Below are 21569 nucleotides of genomic sequence, written 5' to 3'. Positions count from 1 at the left end.
CGTAGGCTTACGCCTATTGGCATTCATCTCCCACCTACCGTTGGGCTAACGCCCTTCACACGCTTGAGGAAGGAGTATTCTGTCAGGAAACGATAAAGTACAAACTAATTTTCCGCCTCATCGTTTGCCTTCTTTCCATTTGTACCCTTTCCCTCGTACCGTAAGGAGAAACTGAGGCTCAGAAGGACTAGGTTCGATCTTCTGACGAAGACGACTGATATTCACATCTATTACTTTTGTGTTACCTACACAACTTATACCCCATATTTTATTTAAGAGTTCATCACGTGAAATTGGTTTTATGGAATTTTCCATTAAATATCGTAAAATAATATGCTCTGTTGGAGTTAAATCAATTACTATCTCATCCCTATATAATTCTCCTTGCAGAAGATTTAATTGAAATGGTCCCGAATGAATCCATTTCATATCCATTTTATTTTCTCTTACTCTTCTTAGCAATGATTGTACACGTGCTACTAATTCAATTATACTAAATGGTTTTTTAATATAATCATCTGCTCCAATTGTCAAACCGTGTACCTGATCTTTCTCTTGAACACGTGCCGTTAATATAATAATACCAATCTTTTCATTGCTTTTTCGTATTCTTTGGCATACCCGAAAACCATCTATTCCTGGTAACATAACATCAAGTATTACAATATCAACATTATGATTTTCTAAAAGTTCAAGAGCTTTTTCACCTGTATCGGTTTCTAAAACATTGAAACCAGCACGCTTCATATTAAATGTAATAAAATTACGAATCGTTATTTCGTCTTCTAATACTAAAATTGTTGTCATACTCACCGCTCCTTTACTCTTGTTGATAATCGGCTATGGGTTTGATATAAGATTTAAGCTTCTGGTAGTTTGATTTTTTTGAAATTGCATATACATGAGCTCTTGTTTTCCATATGTATCAACTCCTAGGAGTCACTATATATGTCCATCAACTTAAGAATCTAGTAAAAAACGTCATCCTTTCTATTTAGCTTTTTAGAAAGAATAACGTGGGGATAATAAAGATTCTTAAGTTGATGGACATGGGGCGGTATCCCTAGTTTATCAGTCTTATATTAAGTAAGTGATAGGACTTTTTCGCCTTTAATCTCATTCTCCCGCCAACCGCACCACCAAACAATTTATTACGTAAAAACGAAATGTTTTCCATCGTTTGTTCTATAATTTCCGCGTTTTTATATACACTTCGAAACGCTTTGACTAGATATTCCAAGTTCTCTTCTGGTCCGCCTAAATAAAATCGAACCTTTTGACTCTTTCCTTCTACATCTTCCGGCTGATACATAAGTAACCGATACCAATCGCATCCCTTTCACAACTGCTTTAGTGGATTTCTCTAGTTCTTTTTCAAACTTATTAGATGCCACAGTCTCACTTCCTTTGCATCAACTATGAAGAATTACTCGCTCCTTTTTAATTTTTTTAGATGCTTTTCTAGTTCTGAAGGCTCTAATTCATAGAGTTGTCTTCTTCCATCCTTGTAAAATCCGCAATCGATCAGCTGACTAATGATACGCTGTTTTTTTCTTTCTACATGATAAGTATGTTGTTCTAGCTTTTTGGGGTCTTTTGCATACCTTCAAGAAATCAATTCTTGTGTTGCCATTTCTACAAACTGAATATCAGACTCTACAAGGTAACGAATATATGCCGTTTTCGCTTTCATATATTCATCTTCATTTTTCCATCTATGATGGCTGCCGTCACAAAGTACAAAAAAGGAAACGTTTCTCAACTGACTTACCAATTTATTCGTTTTACCCTTTGGATTAAATATTTCTTTCGCTTTTTTATGTGCCTGTAACACTTTGTCTTTCGAACATCCGCCTACAAGTAAATAATGTGGAATGATTAAACTCATTTTGTTATCTCACCTCTCTATTGCTCTCATACACAATCCAGAAAGGATAAGAACAAAGAGCAGGCGTCGATGCTTTACACGCTAACATGATTTGAAAAGCATGATAAGAAGGATGATCCTTTTCCAAATGGCTAGTGATATATTCTAAAAAGCCGTCCTTCTTCTCACCCACGTTAATCCAGCGCCTTCATGAAGCGCTTGTTTTGTCATTTCTATTGCGAGTTCCTGTGCCTGCTTTTTCGTTTGAATATCAGCAATTCCATTCGAAACAATCATTTCTTTCACCCTCTCGTAGTTTTGTAGTTTTCATATAACTAAATACAATACAACTAACCAAAATGGTATTACCATTAGAAATCCATTTCTAATCCCTTTTGCAATAGCCAATGGATCATCATTACAGTATGGCATTTCCTTTTCTTCAACCCGCTGCAACATCTTTTTTTGAGGTGAAAGGCTCATATTGAATCTCCTTTCCTTTCAATCTGTTTTCATTTTCCATAACAAACTACCACCAAAACAGCTTATACAATAAATCATAATAAATTTTATGCAAATTTCTATAATTGCATCCATCATTCCCCATTATCCTCTCCCAAAGCCTGTAATACACAAGCTATGATCAGCAAAGAAAGAATTAATAATAAACTCCCTATATCTCGGCATTTCCCAAACACCGACATCCTCTCCTCGCAATTAACATTTATTTCAGAAAAACCCCACGGTAAGAAAAGTCAGACAAGAAAAGAGCCAGATTTTACCCTGTTAAGAGTAAATCGGCTCTTTAATATTCAAAGGACGTAAGGAATGTAAACTTGTTGAATGTAATCCCTCAAACTTTTATTCTCCTAAGAAATTGATATCTTTCCAACCTAAAGGCGAATATCGTACGCTAGGGAATTTTTCATTTAAACGTAACTCTTTTATTCTATTTTTCATAGAAATCTTCTAATTAAAGAAAACTATTATAATATTTTTTAGCTAATGTATTCGTAATTAGACAGCATATCATAATGAGAAATAGCCCAGTATTAATTGGGATTATTATCCATTTTGAAAGAAACATCATAAGAATAATCATAACCATAAGAATACTTATGGTTATATGTGCAGCTTTTCCATCTATTAAATCAACCCTTTCATCATATTCCTTTGATAGTTCTCTTTCTAACTGTTTACCATTAGTTTTATGTTTAGTTTGAGAAACTAAAGCAAAAATTAAAAACAATACTCCCGTAAGTATCTTTAAATTCCCCAAATAAAACCCTTCAGTAAGCTCAGCTGCAGTATGATCATAAATTATTTCAAAAAAACCCATTGCAATAATTGCAAACGAACATAAATAAAGTTCTTTCAATCTATTTTTCAAACAAATCACTCCTAACACAGCCATATATTCAAAGTTTATTTAAAAGTATATTTATAATAAATATCTTCTTTTTTACATCCTTCATTAGTTAGTGAATAGTACATACTATCCTCGAAAGATATTAATATAATCTCAATCCAATATCAATTCTTTTTTTATAATTTTTATAAAAAAAGAATTGATATTGGATTTTTAATGAAATTTTTCGACAAAATATTTACTTTTATAAATTATCATTTTATAATGATTATAACTTAATAGATATACTACATAATGTGTAATAATTACTCAGTTGAACATATTTTTTATCAAAAGAGGGATTTTTAAATAATCCTACAGATGATGAACGAATGCTCATTACGGATTAACATCCGGAAATATAAGGAAACTAAAATTCCAGAAAAGATGTGTGATTAGTATGCTCAAGTTTAGAAGATTACTAATTGGTTGGCGAAGTGTAGGGAATACACCAGATTCATGGATTTGATCAGATGTACAAGACTTGACGAGAGGTTTATATATAAAGTAGGTTATGACTCTTTTGTTTATTGTCCAATTGGATTTATTGCAGAGTATTTTAGACTGGCTATGCTAAATATACAAGATATATTTATGGATTGTTTCGCGGACCCTATCTCAAAAAAATGAAAAAACGATTTTAAATTATTGACAAGTAATAAAACTAAATATATATTAAATTATAATATTTACAAACAAATAATTATTATTGAATATAAATAGGAGGTTCCCCTTTATGAATCCGAATAATCGCTTAACAACAAATCAAGGTTCTCCTGTAGGAGATAACCAAAATTCTCGTACAGCTGGTCAACGTGGACCAGTATTATTAGAAGATTATCATTTAATAGAAAAGCTTGCTCATTTTGATCGTGAACGTATTCCAGAGCGTGTTGTACATGCACGTGGTGCAGGTGCTCATGGTATGTTCGTAACAAAAAACAGTATGAAGCAATATACGAAAGCAGCGTTTTTACAAAATGAAGGAACTGAAACACCTGTATTCGTTCGTTTCTCAACGGTTATTCATGGTCAAGGTTCTCCAGAAACAGCTCGTGATCCACGTGGGTTCGCTGTTAAATTTTATACAGAAGAAGGAAACTACGATATCGTAGGTAACCATTTACCTGTTTTCTTCATTCGTGATGCAATTAAATTCCCTGACATGGTGCATTCTTTAAAGCCAGCACCTGATACAAATGTTCAAACACCAGATCGTTACTGGGATTTCATGACGTTAACTCCAGAATCTACACATATGCTGACATGGGTATTTTCTGATTATGGTACACCGGCAAACTATCGTGAAATGGAAGGTTTCGGCGTACATGCATTTAAATGGATTAATGCGGAAGGGAAAATTGTTTACATTAAATATCATTGGAAACCACAGCAAGATGTCCGCAATTTAAGTGCAAAAGAAGTGGAAGAAGTGCAAGGTAAAGATTTCAACCATGCGACTCGTGATTTATTCGAAGCGATTGAAAAAGGAAACTATCCAAAATGGGATCTACACGTACAGGTTATGCAATTAGATGAAATGGATTCTTTAGAGTTCGATCCACTAGATCCAACAAAAGTATGGTCAGAAGATCTCTTCCCATTAATTGAAGTAGGGACAATGACTTTAAATCGCAACCCACAAAACTTCTTTGCGGAAGTAGAGCAAGCGGCATTTACGCCAAGTGCAACTGTACCTGGTATTGAACCATCTGAAGATAAACTATTACAAGGTCGTTTATTCTCTTACCCAGATACACAGCGTTACCGCCTTGGTGCAAACTATTTACAAATTCCTGTAAACTGCCCATACGCAGCTGTTCGTAATCAACAACGTGATGGTGCAATGCAAATCAATCAAAACCCATCAACAATTAACTACGAGCCAAGTCGTCATGCTGAAAATCCTGTTGAAGATTCAGCTTACCGTGATTCGAATATGAAACTTGAAGGCTATGTATCTCGTGAAAAAATTGATAAACCAAACGACTTCCAGCAAGCTGGTGAGCGTTACCGTTCATTCTCTAAAGAGGAACAAGATAATTTAATCGCAAACTTAACAAGCGATTTAAAAGATGTGAATGAGCAAACGAAACTACTTGCAATTTGCAATTTCTTCCGCGCAGACCGCGAATATGGTATGCGCCTAGCGGAAGTATTAAATGTTGATATTTCAGCGTATGTAGGAAATCCTACAAAATAATAACATTCTTAATTTTATTTTATTCTCAAATTTAACTTGCAATATGTGTTTACTAATACAATATATGAGAAAAGAAGTTGTCTCAAAAATTCGTTGAAAAACGATTTTTTAGAGACAACTTCTTTTTTAATCTTCCTTCAACAATAGGTAGGAATATTAATACTTTATTTTTTATTTGTTTGACGGATCTGTCCATTCACTTTTTTATGATTTTTCATAGACACGCCTCCTATTGATATCAAAACAAGAATATAGAACTATCGTTACATATCCAATTCAAAAGAAGGAAAGAATCCCTTGGTGAAGATCTTTGATTTGTTTATTAATAAATTCGGTACATAAAATTATTATATGTCACGTTGAAAATGCCCCCATATGAGAACTGCCTAAGGATATTTCATATTCGAGTTAGAGCTATTGTAACTGCAACAGAACCAAATTAATGATATTTTCAGCAATATTACCTTTGTTAGGATTAGTAATTTTTTGGAGGGTATATCTAGAAGAACTTAAAGAGATTGCGAAAGTGGAAATATTCTTGGCCAATGATGTTGAGGATGACGATGATCCGTGGGTATGTAAGCGTACGAAGTTTTATCATAAGAGTTCTATTTGCTTTATAGAGAAAAGAAATGAGATAGAATGATAGGTTTAATGAAAAGAGCCCTAAGGAGATAGGGGCTCTTTAGGGCTCGCCTAATCGGATAAATTGATTAGGAGGAATATAAATATTTTAACATATAGATGACTCATTTGAAGGTAACAAAAAGATAACAAATGAGAATGTATATGGCAATGAAGATTTTCACTGTAAAAAACGGATCAAAAACAGAAATTTGCATCAAAGAGTTAATTGAGGAAGGTGTGGCGAGATTACCCTTGTTTGAAAAGAAAATGAAGATTTTAGATTTTTCTTTAGACCTTTAAAGCATAGATAATCGAAGGGAAAAAAGTTATATACTCATGATTTCTGGCTATACAAACCGACTGCAACCAATCGTTTTAGCAATTACTATTTCTTGTTTCTTATTTGGATAGATACGAAATTTATATGCTTTATTTACTAACATAGGTTGCACCTCGCTTTGTTATAGGACATCTACAGTATACAAAAAAACGTAGGCTTACGCCCTTCACACGCTTGAGGAAGGAGTATTCTGTCAGGAAACGATAAATTGTCCCCCCTGTTATTTCTCTATTTTTCCACTTTGGATAAATTTCTTCCATTTTAATGAAATAGCTCATACTTACCAAGATTCCTTTCCCACCTGAAATTGATAAAAAGACATCTTCATTATTTGAAGATGTCTTTTTATTCACTGCACTGAGTCACAATTATTTTAGTACCTTTTTAAATTTGCGACCAAAAGTAATTACCATACCTGCAAGAACCATCAATATGCCCAATGCTGCACTGTTATTTGTGCTTGCACCCGTTTTTGGAAGCTCTTTATATGTATCTTCTTTTTTATCAGAAGTACTATTGATTGAGATATTACTGTTACCAGTATCAGAGCCATTGCTGTTGTTAGTACTAGTACTGCCATTATCAGGGCTATTACCGTTATTGGTATTGTTATTACCATTATCAGAATCGTTATTGTTGCCTGAACCATTACTTCCGTTATCAGAACCAGTACCATTGTCTTTATCTTTCACAACCACTTTTTGTATTGTAGTTACCTCATTACCACCGGAGTCACGAACAAGGAATTTTACTTCGTAAGTACCAGTTTTAGATGTATCTACTTCAGCAAATTGTATTACTTTATCAGTAATATCGCCATCTTCTTTATCAATAGCTTTAACCCCAGACATTGGATCGAATTTGTCTCCTACATTCATATTCACTTCAGCAGGTACAGTTAACCCAGGCTCTTGATCTTCAACAGGTTTTTCTTTTTCTTTAACTGTTACAGTTTGTGTTTGAGTTGCCAAATGACCTGCAGAATCTTTAACTGTGTATGTAATCGTGTAAGTGCCAGGTGTATTTGTATCTACATTACCTTCATATTTTATTTCCGACGTAATATCACCATCTTCTTTATCCGTAGCACTTACATCTTTCATTGGATAGAATTTATCTCCTTCAGTAATTGTCGTTTCTGAAGGTACTTTTAGTACTGGCGCTTCATCTTTTGTTTCTTCTTTCTCTTTAACCGTTACTGTTTGTTTTGCAGTTACTTTATGACCTTTAGAGTCTTTAGCTGTATAAGTTAACTCGTAAGTACCTGGTTTAGATGTATCTACTTTACCGTCAACTGTTACTTTATCAGTAATGTCGCCGTCTTCTTTATCAGTAGCAGACACTCCTGACATTGGGTCGAATTGATCACTTACATTCATTGTTGCTCCAACAGGTACTGTTAATTTCGGTTCCATATCTGGAGTTTCTCCGTTTTTTTCTACAATTACAGGTTTAGAATCAGTGGCCTGCCAAATAGGTGCAGTTAATATCGGATAGTTCAAAGCTTCTATTCTTTGTCTCGTTTCTTGTGATGCTTTCAGCCCCCATTGATCAAAAAATGGAAGTGAATTTTGTTTCGCTACTTTTGATGTATTGTAAATAAATGCTTGTATTTTCTCTTCATCCGTTTTTGGAAGTAGATCCTCTGGTAACTCTCGATATAGTTTATGAAGATTTGGATAAAAATCTTCACCATATGCTAATTGAAGTTGCCAAATCATTACAAGTTTCACAAATAAGTCATCAATATTTTTATAGTCTTTATCTGTTTGTTTTAAGTATGTAAAGGCTTTTTCGTAATCCTTATTTTTTTCTAAACGTGTTGGCTGATCTGGGAATAATCGCTTTTGTGCAGCTAAAGAATATAGATTAACAGTTACTTCCCCCATACCTCTAAAATCGCTCCACGTCCATGGGGATTGTTGCCTTGCATGTCCCGCCTCATGCATTTGTCCCCATCCAAATTTATTTACATCTAAAGCACTTTCGATTGCGTTACCAGCAGTAGTAAATACGGCTCCATCAAGAGAGGCATACATGCCCCAATCTGGTTTGTTAGGATTTTCTACAAAAGCCCAAATGCGGCGAGTCGAACGATGTAAAGGATTCGGGTCTGTTTCAGATAACCCTGATATCTTATCTTGTGCTCGAATCATTTCATCATATTTTTCTAGTAGAGGAACAGGATCTTGATCCACAATATATTTCTGGGCACTATCACGAGTAACAGTAAGTACTGCTTTTTCCGATTTCAATTGTACCGCATGTGCATCTGGATACATTTTCATCATCGTAATCCAGTCTTCTTTCGTATGCTTCCCTAGTTCAAAGAATGGAACAGGGCTTCCGCCTTGTGTTACTTTCACCTTAACTGTTCCTGTATCTTGAGAGTTATCAAATCCTAATAAACCACCGTTTGGAGAGGAGATGGTATTAGAACCAGGAGAAAGATTAACTTCTTTTCCCCATTGTTTATCATATTGATGCGTCCCAATAATCGCTCTAACCTTTTGCGTTCCCGATACTTCAATCGTAATTTGTTCATTCGGTTTTACATAGATTCCTGTTGGCATATATGTTTTTTGCTCACTTCTTCTTTCTCTTTTTGCTTCACTACTAAAACTTCCTGTACCCGGAAGTTCAAACTCCCTCTGTTCATATTGGTTTGTAGTCTGTGCAGCAATTGTTTCAGCATGAACAGTCAAGCCATTTGTCATGATAGGTGAAAATAATGTAGTTGTCAAAATAGCAGATGTCGCAAGTACTTTCATCGGTTTTTGGAACATAAAGTTATTCCTTTTCTGCATATAAATCATCCTTTCCTTTTCAATTCGTTCCATTAAAGTCCTTTCGCTGAATGAATGTAATTGACTTCGATTTCCTGTCGGTTTAATTTTTTGAAAATTAAGAAATAAGTGCTCGTAAATCTTCCTATAGTTTGATAAATATAAAACATACCCGAAGAAAGAAATCTCCATCCGTGTTCATACTAAATAATTATGAAAGGTAGGATATGGGAATGGAACGAACCCATTTCCTTTTTTTCTTATTACTACGAACTTAACATCGAACAGGTCGTATAGCAATCGAAATTAGACAATTTCAGCTATTTTTCGACATTTTTTGTCACCTTACTAAAATAGTAGTCTCACATCTATCAACTAAAAAAGTTTGAAATCAGTAAAGCGAAAAATGAGGTTCTGTTGCAAAGTTTTGTAACACATAAAGATATGAGAAAATTGAGGTCCAATTTTATGAAAACGTTAATAAATTCTGTAATTCGTTGTACGCCGAAAAGATGGAGTCTATTTTCACAAAAAATGAGGTATAATTTTTGTTGAAGAGCAATCTGTAAGTCCCAGTAAAATATGTGGTAATTTTACAGAATTTACGATACGGGAAAGCCCACGCAGGACTTTAGTCCGTCTTTAGACGTGGGATGAAAGTATCGTTTTTGCGTAGCAAAACATGGTATATTTTATTCATAGTCATGCAAAAGACTCTAAAACGACTGTTCTCTGAAAACAGAATACATATGAGGTTGGGGTAGCAAATTCTTCTACTCCGTAAAATGTATTAAGTCGTCATGCAAAAGACGTAAAAATATTTGAGAACCAACAATCTGTACGGTATGGTCACAGTACCGTAGCCCACGAACCTATATGGTCTGTTGTGGGAGTGGTGATGGCACACCGCAATCTTGCACGTCAGCGATACCAGAAATGGACTTCGCCTTTGGTAGCGAGAATCCCACTGACGTTAGTCAGCTGGCCCCTTTAGGGGTGGGAGTGTCAAATAGGATATGCAATACATATTCGAAAAGAGATACTGCACTAATAATAGTGTTCTTATCTCTTTTTTACTTATATTATGTAGGAATTAGTTGAAGGGAAATTCAGCCTCTAAAAGGATGTTCCATCTAACTTTTTCAATTTCATGTTTACTATATAGTTTTTATATAACAAGAAAAAAGTAGGGGAAAGAAGTCATGCCCATCAGCTTAAGAACAGCAACAAAATGAGATTTCGTTCATCAGGACTAAAATACTCTTAAAGCAGTGGTACATCTTAAAAATGTGCATGCCAAATAAACCTAGATAGGCATTATTTTAAAAAACTATGCAGCTTTATTTTGTCTTCTCAAACCACTATACTCATATACAATGCCCAGAATATCAAAGACTGTCTTCTTCTCATACCTGTGAGATTTCTGTCCGTTTTTTTGTAAAAGATTAAAAAGATAGAGAAAAACTTTTGTTATTTCTTGGTTACCTTTTTGTAGAGCTTCGTACGCTAAATACAGATGATCTTGAATCATGTAAATAGCTTTATATTCACTTAATTCTTTTTGCTTTTTCTGTAGTAACAGTTGTCTCATTTTGAACATAGTGGAAGAACAAAGAAAAATAGCGATTAATTGTCCATAAAGATGACATTCTAGACTCTCCCGCTTAATATTGTGACAACGATTGATACCAAAAAGAGATTTCCATGTTTTAAATGGTTCTGTTGCAAAGTTTTCTAAATGAGACTACACTCTAGAAAAAAGAGTAAGGAGAATCACAAATGCGATATTTTAAAGGGAAACAGTTCAAGAAAGATATTATTTTGGTAGCCGTAGGCTACTACTGTCGTTTTTCTTTAAGCTATCGTGATGTCTCTGAAATTTTAATAGAACGTGGAATTTCAGTTCACCCAACAACCATCATGCGCTGGGTTCATGAATACGGAAACCTGATCTATCAAATTTGGAAAAATAAAAATAAAAACGTCCAATTATCTTGGAAGCTAGATGAAACCTATATAAAAGTCAAAGGGAAATGGTGTTATTTATATCGTGCAATAGATACAGATGGGCACACATTGGATATTCACCTTCGTAAAAAACGGGATTATCAGGCTGCCTATGCCTTTATGAAAAGACTGGTGAAAACGTTTGGAGAACCAACAGTTCTCACAACAGACAAAGCGCAGGCATTACTTTGCGCATTGAATAAATTACAAAAGCAAGGTTTTTATTTAAATACAACTCATTGTACAGTGAAACATTTGAACAACCTTATCGAACAGGACCATAGGCATGTCACGAGACGTTTTGCCAAATCCGCAGGATTTCAAAACCTTCGTCATGCTTCACGAACCTTGAAAGGCATTGAAACCGTTCACGCTTTATATAAACAAAACCGAAATCTGAACCCAGATTTCGGTTTTTCGACGTATGATGAATTACGAAATTTAGTAACAATCGCGTAAAATATAGAGCCTTTTGCTGGATTACCCTATTCTTTAATAAATTTTGCAACAGAACCAATATAAGTATATATCTGGCTGTAAGAATGCTACATTTTACGTAGTAGTAACAGTTATATTTTCAAACCATTCTTCTTTCATGAAATTACTGCTAGTAATTAAATCTTCCAGCTCACGTCCTACTTTTTCCATATCTACATTGGTTTCAGAAAATAGATTAAAGTGATGGTATACTGTTTTCCCCCCTTCAATTTAAAGTTCCCTTTAATTCTCCTCTTCACTCTATCTATTCAACAGAAAAATGGAAATCCAGTAAAATAAAAAATCTCTTTCCGCTATTAAAATTCCAATAGCATTAAAACATTCATGAAGAGGGAGTCTTCTTTTTGAAAAGAAACTCCCTTTTTATTGATAGCTATATTAGTTAAAACTTCAGAGGCAATTCTTCTAATGACCTCATTAAGTAGTTTTCTTTCCATCTCACTTGCTCTTTATCGCCTTGTAGTTGCATAGTTGGCATACGGAGTAATAATGTAGAAATTGCAATTTTTGCTTCTAAACGAGCGAGTGGTGCACCAAGACAAAAGTGACTACCATGACCGAAAGCGATGTGACGATTGTTTTTTCTTGTAATATCAAATACATCAGCATTCGGGAACATTATTTTATCGCGATTAGCAGATGCTAATGAAATAATAACCCTATCTTTTGGTTGAATATTTTGACCGTGCAATGTGAATGGTTCTGCTGTCCAACGTAAAGTAGTTAACTCAACAGGGCTATAAAATCGTAATGCCTCTTCTATTGCTAAATTGATTAAATCAGGGCTTTGACGTAGTTTTTGTAATTGAATTGGGTGTTCCAGCAATGCTAAAGTCATATTTGTAATTAAATTTACAGTTGTTTCATGTCCGGCAACGATAAGCAACGTAATTGTTGAATATAATTCTGATGAATTTAATTTCGTTTCTTCACTTTCTGCCTTTATGAGTGCACTTATTAAATCATCAGCGGGATTTGTTCTTTTTTTATGAACTAAATGCTGTATATATTCGGCAAATTCCCCTAATTTTTGATTGTTTTTTTGCATGTCTTCTAACGTATGTGGAGTATCAATAATTGCTTGTGACCAAACTCTAAATTTATGTTGATCTTCAAGAGGAATACCTAACATTTCACTAATTACCATAATTGGTAAGGGGAAAGCATAATCACTTACAAGGTTTATAGATTGATTATGTTCCACTTTACTTAATAAAGTATCAGCAATATGTTGAATTCGGCCTTCAAGTTGTAAAATCATCTGAGGAGTAAATGCCTTTTGAGCAAGTGATCGTAGACGGCTATGATCAGGGGGATCTGAATTCAGCATATGATTTCTTAAGAGTTCTCTATTCTCTAATGAGAAAGGAACGTCTACTTCTTCTTTGTTACTGAATACGTTTTCAATATTTTTCATTAATTTTGCATCTTTTAATAAAGAGATTGCATCCTCATATCTCGTAATAAGCCAACTTTGACTCTGTTCCCCCGAAGATAAAGGGTAAACAGGATGAAATGCGCGTAATTCTTCATAAATATCATATGCTTCCTGTTTAAATATAGGAGAAGATAATTGTGTTTCTAATAATAGCTTGAGATTTAGCTCGTTTTTTGAAACCATTCATATAACCTCCATCTTTATAGATCTTTGGGTAACTGCAGCACCTAATTTACATTATAACCCATGTAAATTTAATAAAAGTGAGAATATTCCGATAAAATATTACTTTACTTGGTGAAATAAAAACAATAATCCTTAGATACATAATTCTTTTATTATGATTAATATGTAATAAAGTTTAGTTCTGGTGCAAAAAGATGTTAAATAAAAAAGAATTAAGGATTCCTAATGGAATCACCCGTTAAGTAGTTAATCCAAACAGCTGGTTGATGAAAAAATTCTGATTTTAGACAGACTAATCCCGTAAATCAATTTGTTCTTTTTTGACCATATGCATTGCTTCTACACCACTCAATATAGAGGCTGATGTTTTGTATGATTTAAATCCCAACATAGAGTGTATACGTTTTTTAATAAAACGATGATCTTGTTCTACTATGTTATTTAAATATTTTATCCTTCGGATTTGGATGCCTATTGGTACCCTTTTTTCTTTCTTCAACTGTTCGATAGCGATTGGATAAGCAGGGTTCTTATCAACCATGATGATACAAGGTTTTGAGACATGAAAAGACCGCAAAGCTTTCTTGAAGAATCGCTTTGCAGCCTTATGATTTCTAGATTTACTCAAATAAAAGTCAATCGTGTTTCCTTCAGATTCAATGGCACGATATAAATAACACCATTTTCCTTTCACCTTTATATAGGTCTCATCTAATTTCCACGCTAATGGTACATTTTTGTTTTTCTTCTTCCAAATCTGATAGATCCGGTTTCCATATTCATGAACCCAACGCATGATAGTAGTTGGATGAACTGATATTCCACGATTTCTCTAGATTTCAGATATATCTCGATAGCTTAAAGAAAAACGACAATAATAGCCAACGGAAATTAAAATGATATCTTTCTTAAACTGTTTTCCTTTAAAATATCTCATCTTATCGTGCTCTTACTCATATTTTCTAAAATGTAACGTGGTTTAGAAAACTTTGCAACAGAACCCAAGTATTTCACCTTTTCATAAGATGCTTTCCTCTGTTCATCCCATAACACCTGGTTTCATTTATTAACAGCTTTCATACCTTATCTGATTGACTTTTTTATTCCGTCACACCAGATTGGGTAATTTTCACATCCGCAGTTACATGAAAACGTAAATGCTTATAGGAGTTTTCCCACTCTTTATCGTTCCACTTTCTTGTTTGAGTCCTACCAAATTTTCTAAGACCTATAGGATCTGTACCCTTATTGATAAATCTTTTTATTAATTTAGTTGCCTTTTGTTCTATTTCATTTTCCATTATTTTTTCCAGCTTTCGTATTTCTTTGGCATTATCCAAGCTTTTTGTTTTTGTAATTTCTTGAATTTCACCTGTCACTTGAATATGTGCATCTATGAATGGATTCCAGCTATTTCCCTTCATTTTATATTTTGTTCCTGCTCTAATATTTTCTATTGTGGCATAATTATCAGAAAAACCAGGAAGGTGGAATTGGTACGTTCCATGTTGAAATTTATCGGTCAACACCTTGAATATAAACAAATCTTTAGATGAGAGCGTATCAACCATCCTATACCTTTTGAATAAAACCACACCATTTACCTCTAGTGAATTTTCTTTTTTGGAAATTAGAGGCAAATATGAATCTCTCGCATCATCATAAAGTTGATTTAAAAATAAATAAAGATTTGTTTTTGGCTGTACTCCATTCTTAATATTTTGCTCAATTAAGGAAGATAAATAGGTAGAAACTCCTTTTTCTTTAGAGTAAGTTCCTTTTAAAAGTGATTCTCCTTTTTCATTTGTAATCGCTAAATAAACAGAATTCCCTATATTTGGAATTCTGTTTGCGGTTTCTAAAATTTCTTTCATCCCCTTTTTAGCTAATTTTTTATCAAATATAATCATGCGTAATTGACCTAATTCTAGAGGACCAGAGGATTTTTCAGATGCTCTTGCAAGTACTTCTTTACTAGTTTTCCCTGACGCTGAATAAATTTTTGTTTGGCCTTCTCCACTATCTTTATATGCCGAAACCGCAAATGTTCCCTGTAGTTTATTCTCATCCTCTATATCATATGCAACGACTTGAACTAAACCTATGTCATCTACAATTTTGGTTTTAGCACACCCTGCTAAGAGGACACTTAATATGAGAAAAAATAACCACTGTTTCATCTTTATCTCCTTAATTTTATTTGAATGGTTTGGATAATCCACAATATAGGAAGGTACATATATATGTAAATAAAGCCAGCTTGGCCTACCCAAGTGTTTAATACATTTATTTGATTACGATTATTTAAGAAAAATGTTAAAATGAAGATAAATAGGATAAGAAACGGCAAAACATATTTTTGTTTTATCCTCAATGTCTCTTTTATGCCACGGCTTACTCCCCATAATGTCATGGATATATTTGGTAATATAAAAAATGCCCAGACAGAGATTATAATGTACTCAAATCGCTCTATAAAAGGAAGTTGGATGATTTTGGTCATACTCAAATATGCCCATATAGCACTGGAAAGTTGTTTTTCACTAAAAAATGTGAGTGATAAAATCATAAGGTACGTGTATGTGACAGTGGTTACTAAATTCCCGTAGTGCGCATATCTCTGAGAGGTTCGCGCATTTTTAATAAAGGGATAATACATCAATAACATTTCAAATCCTAGATAGCTGAACATAGTTCCTTTCATTCCCTTAATAATTTCTTGAACTGAATGCTGCCACATTGGAAATAGATTTCGAAAATCTGCATATTGCAAAGGATAGAAAAATGTAAAAAACAGTATACTTGGAATGACAATTCCAAAGAAACCAATACCTGCAACTACACGGAATCCTCCTGTTACAATGTAGTAACATAAAATCAAAAAAACCCCTGAAAGAAACCACGTTGACATAGAAGGAAACATCCAAACATGTACTACCTCAATATAGGTGTGTAATGTTGTTGCACCCAACATTAACAGATATACTAAAAAAATGAGGTTGAATACTCCACCAATCCATTTTCCAAAGACATTCTTTTGGATTGTGATGATGTCACTATTACCTCGATTCAAAATTTGATATATAATCCAAATTATGACGTTAACAGACAAGCCAAAAAACAGAGTACTAATCCATGCATCGTTTCCTACTAACTTTGCACTAATTCTTTCGAAACCGAGCATGCCGACTCCCATTTGCATAGTACAAATTAAAAAAAACACAACAAATGGGGAGACTTTATACTCAATTGGAATGTTTTTCATGACGCTCCTCCATGTTTTGTTCAATCATCAAAGTCATTTCGTGATGAAATTTTATTTTTCTTTTCGTTTTCAGGATTAAACCGAATGCGCTGTTTGGTTCTTGAAAACAAAGGTCGCTGAAACATTGATGAGATTGGCATACGAATAATACTGTCTTTCCAATCTGTCAGTCTTGTTGGATAAAACGGGAATAAATAAGGACGTTGTAACGATTTTGTACGTAATAAATGCGTTAGAAGAAAAGAGCTTGCTATAACAATCCCTAGTAACCCTAGTAGTTGTGCTGCTACTATAAAGGGAAAGCGGATTACTCGAATTGTAATACCAATTTTATAAATTGGAGTTGTAAATGATGTTAGTGCTGAAAGAGCAACAATAATGATAAGCACGGTACTTGTGAGACTGGCTTCTACTGATGCTTGTCCAATTACAATACCACCTACTATACCTACGGTTAATCCCACTTTAGTTGGTAAGCGTGTCCCTGCTTCTCTCAGTAATTCAATAGTTATTTCTAAAAAAAATGCTTCGATTACCGGAGGGAAAGGTATCTTACTTCTAGAAATCACCAATGTTTCAAGAAGTTCTTTCGGAATAAGCTCGTAATGATATGTTAATATCGCAACATATAAGGGCGTAGTTAAAACGGAAAATATAAAAGCAAAAATTCTTAACAACCGAAAGAAAGAAGCTAAAACCCAAGGCATCGTATAGTCTTCTGTTGAAGTAAAAAATTCAATCAATGTCGTAGGGAGTGTAATAGCAAAAGGTGAGCCATCTACAAATAGTGCAATCTTTCCTTCAGCCAAAACAGCAGCTACACGATCTGGACGTTCTGTATTAAGGAAGTGTGGAAAAATAGAACTTGGATTATCAACAAGCAGTTGGGTTAAATAAGTACTATCAAGAATGTGGTCTGTTTTAATATTACTTACCCGTTTTATGATTTCCTGTACATTTTGATTGTTTGCGATTCCTTCAATAAATACAACGGCCACAGAGGTATTAGATAAATCTCCTACTCTCAATTCTTCTACTTGAAGAAACGGTGTTGGAAGCTTTCTGCGCAGCAAATTCAAATTTGTATCTAAATCTTCAACAAATGCGATTTGTGGGCCTACAATATTATATTCAATTTCGGCTGTTGTAATATCCCTGCCCTCTTTTTTGGATATATTGATTAACAATCCGCTTGACACATCTCTATCCATTTGAATTAGTATATACCCGTTTAAAATATCATTCTGGATGTCTGCTATTTGTTTTGTTATTTTTGAAATTCCGATTGGTAAAACAGCTTGAATATCTTGTAGTGAATCGAAAGGTTTTTCTTTTATGTACGGTAAAACATCTTCTTGTAACATATTTACATCAATTAATGTCCGAAAATATGAGACCACTATAGGTGATTTATCTGAATGGATTTTAAATTCATTGAAATCTTTAGATTTCTTTAACAATTGAATAAGGTCTTTCAAAGATTTCATAGGATAACTAGGGATTTTTTCATGTTGTTTCAATTGATAATCCCCTTCCCTTCAGAAATAAACTATATAATACATTTCAAAAATTCATATTCAAAAATCCGATAAGTGTAATACAAAAATATACTCATTGAAATTGCTACATTCCCTCTAGAAATAACTTAACCCAAATCGATTGGGAAAATGTATACAAAGGAAAAAAGGTTCTGTAGCAAAGTTTTTTTACATATAGAGACCTGGAGAGAATTTTTTTTAATTTAGGGGGTACTTCAAAATCTTAGCTTGATGGCGATGTGGTGATACCCTATTTTTACTTATAAAGTCTTACAAAACTGTCACCTTTATGTAAGGATATTAGATAGTTTAACTATTATTTCAATGTGATAATAAAAATATAAGAAATACATAAAAAATATATTATACAGAGGTAACCATACGATGATTGTAAAACTAGCATTTATACTTTTTGGAGTAGTCTTAGTATTATGGGGTATATATAGTACGAAAACATATGAATCATTTTTAGACAAACTCACTGGAATAGGACAGTTATTAGGCGGAATTACATGCATAATTGCTGGTATTTTATCCTTTATAATTAAATAATTTATAAAGGAGTAGCTCCATTACTAACCTATAAATCACTTATTTTGTATCAAACAATCCTTACATACGGAGGTTTTAAAATGAAAAAATATATTTTAACTTTAATACCATTTATCCTAAGTATAGGATGTGTAGTTAGTTATAATACTATCGGATCTAAAGTTGCATCGGATGGTACTCTTGTGGAACCATTCTATTTACTACCAATGGGTTATTCATTTTTAGCTATCGGTATAATTAGTCTTTTTGTAAGTAAAATTAAAAAAGTTAATAAATCATTGTTTTGAGCACATAAAAAAAAGACTGTAGCAAACATATAAAATACTTTTGCTACAGTCCCCATTCATCTTTCAATTAGTTTTTATATAACTTTATTTCTGAAGCTGAAGCAAATCCACCGTGTCCTGATACAACTTCAAGCTTTATATACTGAGCATTTACTTTACTGAAACTTGCATTCTTTGTAAGATTATTATCTTCCCACGTTCCAGTTGCAACTTTTGTAAAGTTAACTCCATCCATACTTGTGTATATATTATAACTAGTTATGTTACCATTAGGATTGCCACCTTGTCTTGGAACATAAGCTAATTGTGATATATTAGTAACTTCATTAAGCTTTAGCGTGATGTATGGAGCCTTATCGCTTCCATTCCAAAACGTATGCCACATTGTTGCAGGGTTTCCATCAATTGTATTTGTAGCAGCATTACCATCTGAATCTTGCTGACTTGAGATACCTGCAATTGATAAGTTTTGGCGCGGTATTAATCCTGCTACAGAAGTATCAGTAAACTTTAAGTTAACAGCATCGCCTGCTGGATTTAAACCAGTAGCAAATTTTCTAACTGTTAACGTAACATTTCCTGTTAAATTCGGTAAATTAGGAGCAGCTGGATTATATTTTGTCCAATGTGAACCTTGATCGATGCTGAATTCCATCGTACCGTCTAGACCAAAAACTGAGTTCTCATCATCATTTGCATAAACATTAACTTTACCAGCTTTTCCAACTGGAATTAATAAAGGCTGCTCTGTTCCAATCACTCTTGTTAAAATACCATCTGTTGAATTGATTGCTGAGATTTCTTCATTGCTAAGAAGCATATCATTGCTTGTAGCAGCTTTATACGTTTTTCCCCCATCAATACTGTATTCCGTATCGGTCTTAATTCCCATTAATTTCCCTGCATTTGCTCCATCAAAACTAAAAGTAGCAAGGTGCAACCCTAAACTTGGCATTTGGGATTTTATATTATTAGCTACTTGTTTTTGATTGACATTTGTTATTGTGGAGAATGCATTTAATATATTTAAAGTATATTGCTGAAGCTTTGCTCTATCATCTGTATTCAGAACACGGCTTTTTATTTGAGTAAGAAGATCCATCATCGGTCTCGGTTCATTAGCAAAAGCAGTAACTATACTGTTATTTAATTCTTGCCACTCAGCATCTGTTACATTTGGATTTTGTAACATGAAAGAAACGTAATCTTTCCATACTAAAACATTAATTGGTAGCATTTTAGTAGCTGTTTTGTAAATTGCACTTTTCTTAGCTGGTGAAGATATCGCTTTCGCTAACCAGCGTAATCGCTCTGATTGATCTAGTTTTACTGAATCACGTGCAGCATCTTCAAATAGTAACATGTACGGTACTTGATTTTTCGGGCTATTATCTGACCAAGGAATAACAGTGACATCATGACGATTTGATTCACCCCATCCGGATATATCATTTCCTAAATGCCAAGAAGATGGGTTGTCATTCCATATGAGTGCGCAATGTCCAGGTTGTCCAACAGGCATCGCTGCCACACCAAAGGCTTGACTTACTTGCGTACCAAACTTCGAAATATTACCGCATACCCCGCCAAATCTGTAAATGGAGGAAAGATTCCAACCTAAACCGTAGAATGCATCATTTCCAGCGTGAATGCTAACTCCATCTTTGTTATGTTCTTCATATTTAATTAAATATGCACTTTTCCCTATCTTATCTTGGCTTTTAAGATCTGGATGTTCCGTATTAATCATATTTCTTGCCCAAGTTAAATCTTCTTCAGGTGACCAAGTATTCACTACTAATCTTAAATGCCAAACATCATATGTTCTAAAGCAAGGAAGTAACTCATTATTTTGATCTGCTGATTTATAATGTTGATACCTCGTTAACGGATTAATAGGTTTATTGTTTGTCCAATATTTTATAGGTTCAGCATGAGCTAACGATGTAGCTATAGCTAATTTTAAATACAACCCTTGGTGAGAATCTGCATCCGCATTCCATATTGTATTCCATATCTCAAGTGCATTTACAGGATTGTTTCCTGTGGGGCTGCCACCTTCAAGGTATGTATTCATCACATCTGTATTTTTCATAGTCCAGCTAAGAAATTTCTGATGCTCAGCATCTTTTTTAGCGAATGTATTCATTGCTGCAGCACCTGTTTGTGAGATCAATTGCCACTGAGCCAAAGCTGCTGCAAATCCTGGGTCTGCAAGCTTATTTTGTAAACCCGCTTCAGTGATATTTCCAATTTTCACATTCAGATACACTGTGAGATAACTCAAATGACCCTCAAAATTACCATTTGCAATTGCCTGATCTGTCTTTTGGTTCAATGTTTCTAGATTGAATGTTTCTTGATTGGATGGCACCGTTGCAGCTGAAACTTTTGTATACGGAATCGTAGCAACACTCCCTAAAATAATTGGCATAGTTAATAATAAAGATGAAATCTTTTTCAAAATAAGTCCCCCTTGTTTTGTTTTTGACCTTTGACTGCTGCATTATCTTCCTTTATATAAAATAATTCCCCACACCTAAAGGCATGAGGAATTAAACAGCCAA

17 protein-coding genes and 3 pseudogenes are annotated in these 21569 nt (G+C 33.9%); 4 read left to right on the top strand and 16 right to left on the bottom strand.

What is annotated here, in order from left to right:
- Nucleotides 1-117: 117 nt before the first annotated feature.
- From SB773_RS17855 to SB773_RS17825, 7 genes are all read right to left on the bottom strand, one after another.
- Complete coding sequence (locus SB773_RS17855; protein ID WP_116349222.1) at nucleotides 118-807, bottom strand: response regulator transcription factor; 690 nt, start codon at nucleotides 805-807, stop codon at nucleotides 118-120.
- Between the two features lie 256 nt (nucleotides 808-1063).
- Entirely contained in the window at nucleotides 1064-1312 is a 249-nt protein-coding gene (locus tag SB773_RS17850) for a hypothetical protein (RefSeq protein ID WP_016103622.1), read from the bottom strand.
- Between the two features lie 114 nt (nucleotides 1313-1426).
- A complete protein-coding gene (locus SB773_RS17845) occupies nucleotides 1427-1525 on the bottom strand; it encodes a hypothetical protein (protein ID WP_252188803.1) in 99 nt (32 codons plus the stop codon).
- 81 nt (nucleotides 1526-1606) lie between these two features.
- Nucleotides 1607-1888: a hypothetical protein gene (locus SB773_RS17840; protein WP_088031789.1), complete on the bottom strand. Its 282-nt coding sequence runs from the start codon at nucleotides 1886-1888 to the stop codon at nucleotides 1607-1609.
- A 144-nt stretch (nucleotides 1889-2032) separates the two neighbouring features.
- Complete coding sequence (locus tag SB773_RS17835; RefSeq protein WP_002162339.1) at nucleotides 2033-2164, bottom strand: hypothetical protein; 132 nt, start codon at nucleotides 2162-2164, stop codon at nucleotides 2033-2035.
- Between the two features lie 30 nt (nucleotides 2165-2194).
- Complete coding sequence (locus SB773_RS17830) at nucleotides 2195-2350, bottom strand: hypothetical protein (protein ID WP_176280914.1); 156 nt, start codon at nucleotides 2348-2350, stop codon at nucleotides 2195-2197.
- Nucleotides 2351-2840: 490 nt separating this feature from the next.
- On the bottom strand, nucleotides 2841-3257 hold the full coding sequence (locus tag SB773_RS17825; RefSeq protein ID WP_088031790.1) for a hypothetical protein: 417 nt from the start codon (nucleotides 3255-3257) through the stop codon (nucleotides 2841-2843).
- A 754-nt stretch (nucleotides 3258-4011) separates the two neighbouring features.
- On the opposite strand from SB773_RS17825, the gene SB773_RS17820 reads away from it, so the two are divergent.
- Complete coding sequence (locus SB773_RS17820) at nucleotides 4012-5478, top strand: catalase (RefSeq protein WP_410591198.1); 1467 nt, start codon at nucleotides 4012-4014, stop codon at nucleotides 5476-5478.
- Nucleotides 5479-6267: 789 nt separating this feature from the next.
- Nucleotides 6268-6405, top strand: coding sequence for a hypothetical protein (locus tag SB773_RS17815; protein WP_002162343.1), 138 nt, complete (start codon nucleotides 6268-6270; stop codon nucleotides 6403-6405).
- Nucleotides 6406-6455: 50 nt separating this feature from the next.
- On the opposite strand, the pseudogene SB773_RS17810 reads toward SB773_RS17815, so the two are convergent.
- The 3 genes and pseudogenes from SB773_RS17810 to SB773_RS17800 form a co-directional block, all read right to left on the bottom strand.
- Nucleotides 6456-6548: pseudogene (locus SB773_RS17810) on the bottom strand (helix-turn-helix domain-containing protein); the annotation flags it as partial.
- Nucleotides 6549-6813: 265 nt separating this feature from the next.
- Nucleotides 6814-9252, bottom strand: a complete 2439-nt coding sequence (locus SB773_RS17805) for a M60 family metallopeptidase (RefSeq protein ID WP_410591196.1) — start codon at nucleotides 9250-9252, stop codon at nucleotides 6814-6816.
- 1309 nt (nucleotides 9253-10561) lie between these two features.
- Nucleotides 10562-10945 (bottom strand): annotated as a pseudogene (locus SB773_RS17800) (IS4 family transposase); the annotation flags it as partial.
- 65 nt (nucleotides 10946-11010) lie between these two features.
- Here SB773_RS17800 and SB773_RS17795 point away from each other — a divergent pair.
- Nucleotides 11011-11697, top strand: coding sequence for an IS6 family transposase (locus SB773_RS17795; protein WP_149238155.1), 687 nt, complete (start codon nucleotides 11011-11013; stop codon nucleotides 11695-11697).
- A 421-nt stretch (nucleotides 11698-12118) separates the two neighbouring features.
- Here SB773_RS17795 and SB773_RS17790 read toward each other — a convergent pair whose 3' ends face one another.
- The 5 genes and pseudogenes from SB773_RS17790 to SB773_RS17770 all read right to left on the bottom strand — a co-directional run bounded on the left by SB773_RS17790 (nucleotide 12119) and on the right by SB773_RS17770 (nucleotide 18145).
- Nucleotides 12119-13357, bottom strand: coding sequence for a cytochrome P450 family protein (locus SB773_RS17790; protein WP_131247081.1), 1239 nt, complete (start codon nucleotides 13355-13357; stop codon nucleotides 12119-12121).
- A 295-nt stretch (nucleotides 13358-13652) separates the two neighbouring features.
- A pseudogene (locus SB773_RS17785) lies at nucleotides 13653-14297 on the bottom strand (IS6 family transposase).
- 163 nt (nucleotides 14298-14460) lie between these two features.
- Complete coding sequence (locus SB773_RS17780) at nucleotides 14461-15540, bottom strand: Ger(x)C family spore germination protein (RefSeq protein ID WP_215577179.1); 1080 nt, start codon at nucleotides 15538-15540, stop codon at nucleotides 14461-14463.
- Between the two features lie 2 nt (nucleotides 15541-15542).
- Complete coding sequence (locus SB773_RS17775; protein ID WP_000790080.1) at nucleotides 15543-16625, bottom strand: GerAB/ArcD/ProY family transporter; 1083 nt, start codon at nucleotides 16623-16625, stop codon at nucleotides 15543-15545.
- 20 nt (nucleotides 16626-16645) lie between these two features.
- A complete protein-coding gene (locus tag SB773_RS17770) occupies nucleotides 16646-18145 on the bottom strand; it encodes a spore germination protein (RefSeq protein WP_410591192.1) in 1500 nt (499 codons plus the stop codon).
- Nucleotides 18146-18795: 650 nt separating this feature from the next.
- Here SB773_RS17770 and SB773_RS17765 point away from each other — a divergent pair.
- Nucleotides 18796-19002 (top strand): DUF3955 domain-containing protein, encoded by a 207-nt coding sequence (locus SB773_RS17765; protein WP_131247078.1) that lies wholly within the window; start codon nucleotides 18796-18798, stop codon nucleotides 19000-19002.
- A gap of 67 nt (nucleotides 19003-19069) precedes the next feature.
- On the opposite strand, the gene SB773_RS17760 is transcribed toward SB773_RS17765, so the two are convergent.
- Nucleotides 19070-21466 carry a discoidin domain-containing protein gene (locus SB773_RS17760; RefSeq protein WP_410591190.1) on the bottom strand — a complete coding sequence of 799 codons (2397 nt, stop codon included), beginning with the start codon at nucleotides 21464-21466 and terminating at the stop codon, nucleotides 19070-19072.
- Nucleotides 21467-21569: the final 103 nt, after the last annotated feature.

This window comes from Bacillus sp. SIMBA_074 (genome assembly GCF_046534555.1).
Lineage (GTDB): Bacteria > Bacillota > Bacilli > Bacillales > Bacillaceae_G > Bacillus_A > Bacillus_A mycoides.
The sequence above is the reverse complement of the archived record's forward strand: the minus strand, read 5'-3'. Positions and strand labels throughout refer to the sequence as shown.

Coding starts and splice junctions, on each gene's coding strand:
- SB773_RS17850 (WP_016103622.1), bottom strand. CDS start 1,312: ATGTATCAGCCGGAAGATGTAGAAGGAAAGAGTCAAAAGGTTCGATTT.
- SB773_RS17820 (WP_410591198.1), top strand. CDS start 4,012: ATGAATCCGAATAATCGCTTAACAACAAATCAAGGTTCTCCTGTAGGA.
- SB773_RS17815 (WP_002162343.1), top strand. CDS start 6,268: ATGGCAATGAAGATTTTCACTGTAAAAAACGGATCAAAAACAGAAATT.
- SB773_RS17790 (WP_131247081.1), bottom strand. CDS start 13,357: ATGGTTTCAAAAAACGAGCTAAATCTCAAGCTATTATTAGAAACACAA.
- SB773_RS17765 (WP_131247078.1), top strand. CDS start 18,796: ATGAAAAAATATATTTTAACTTTAATACCATTTATCCTAAGTATAGGA.
- SB773_RS17805 (WP_410591196.1), bottom strand. CDS start 9,252: ATGCAGAAAAGGAATAACTTTATGTTCCAAAAACCGATGAAAGTACTT.
- SB773_RS17795 (WP_149238155.1), top strand. CDS start 11,011: ATGCGATATTTTAAAGGGAAACAGTTCAAGAAAGATATTATTTTGGTA.
- SB773_RS17775 (WP_000790080.1), bottom strand. CDS start 16,625: ATGAAAAACATTCCAATTGAGTATAAAGTCTCCCCATTTGTTGTGTTT.
- SB773_RS17830 (WP_176280914.1), bottom strand. CDS start 2,350: ATGAGCCTTTCACCTCAAAAAAAGATGTTGCAGCGGGTTGAAGAAAAG.
- SB773_RS17840 (WP_088031789.1), bottom strand. CDS start 1,888: ATGAGTTTAATCATTCCACATTATTTACTTGTAGGCGGATGTTCGAAA.
- SB773_RS17835 (WP_002162339.1), bottom strand. CDS start 2,164: ATGATTGTTTCGAATGGAATTGCTGATATTCAAACGAAAAAGCAGGCA.
- SB773_RS17855 (WP_116349222.1), bottom strand. CDS start 807: ATGACAACAATTTTAGTATTAGAAGACGAAATAACGATTCGTAATTTT.
- SB773_RS17780 (WP_215577179.1), bottom strand. CDS start 15,540: ATGAAACAGTGGTTATTTTTTCTCATATTAAGTGTCCTCTTAGCAGGG.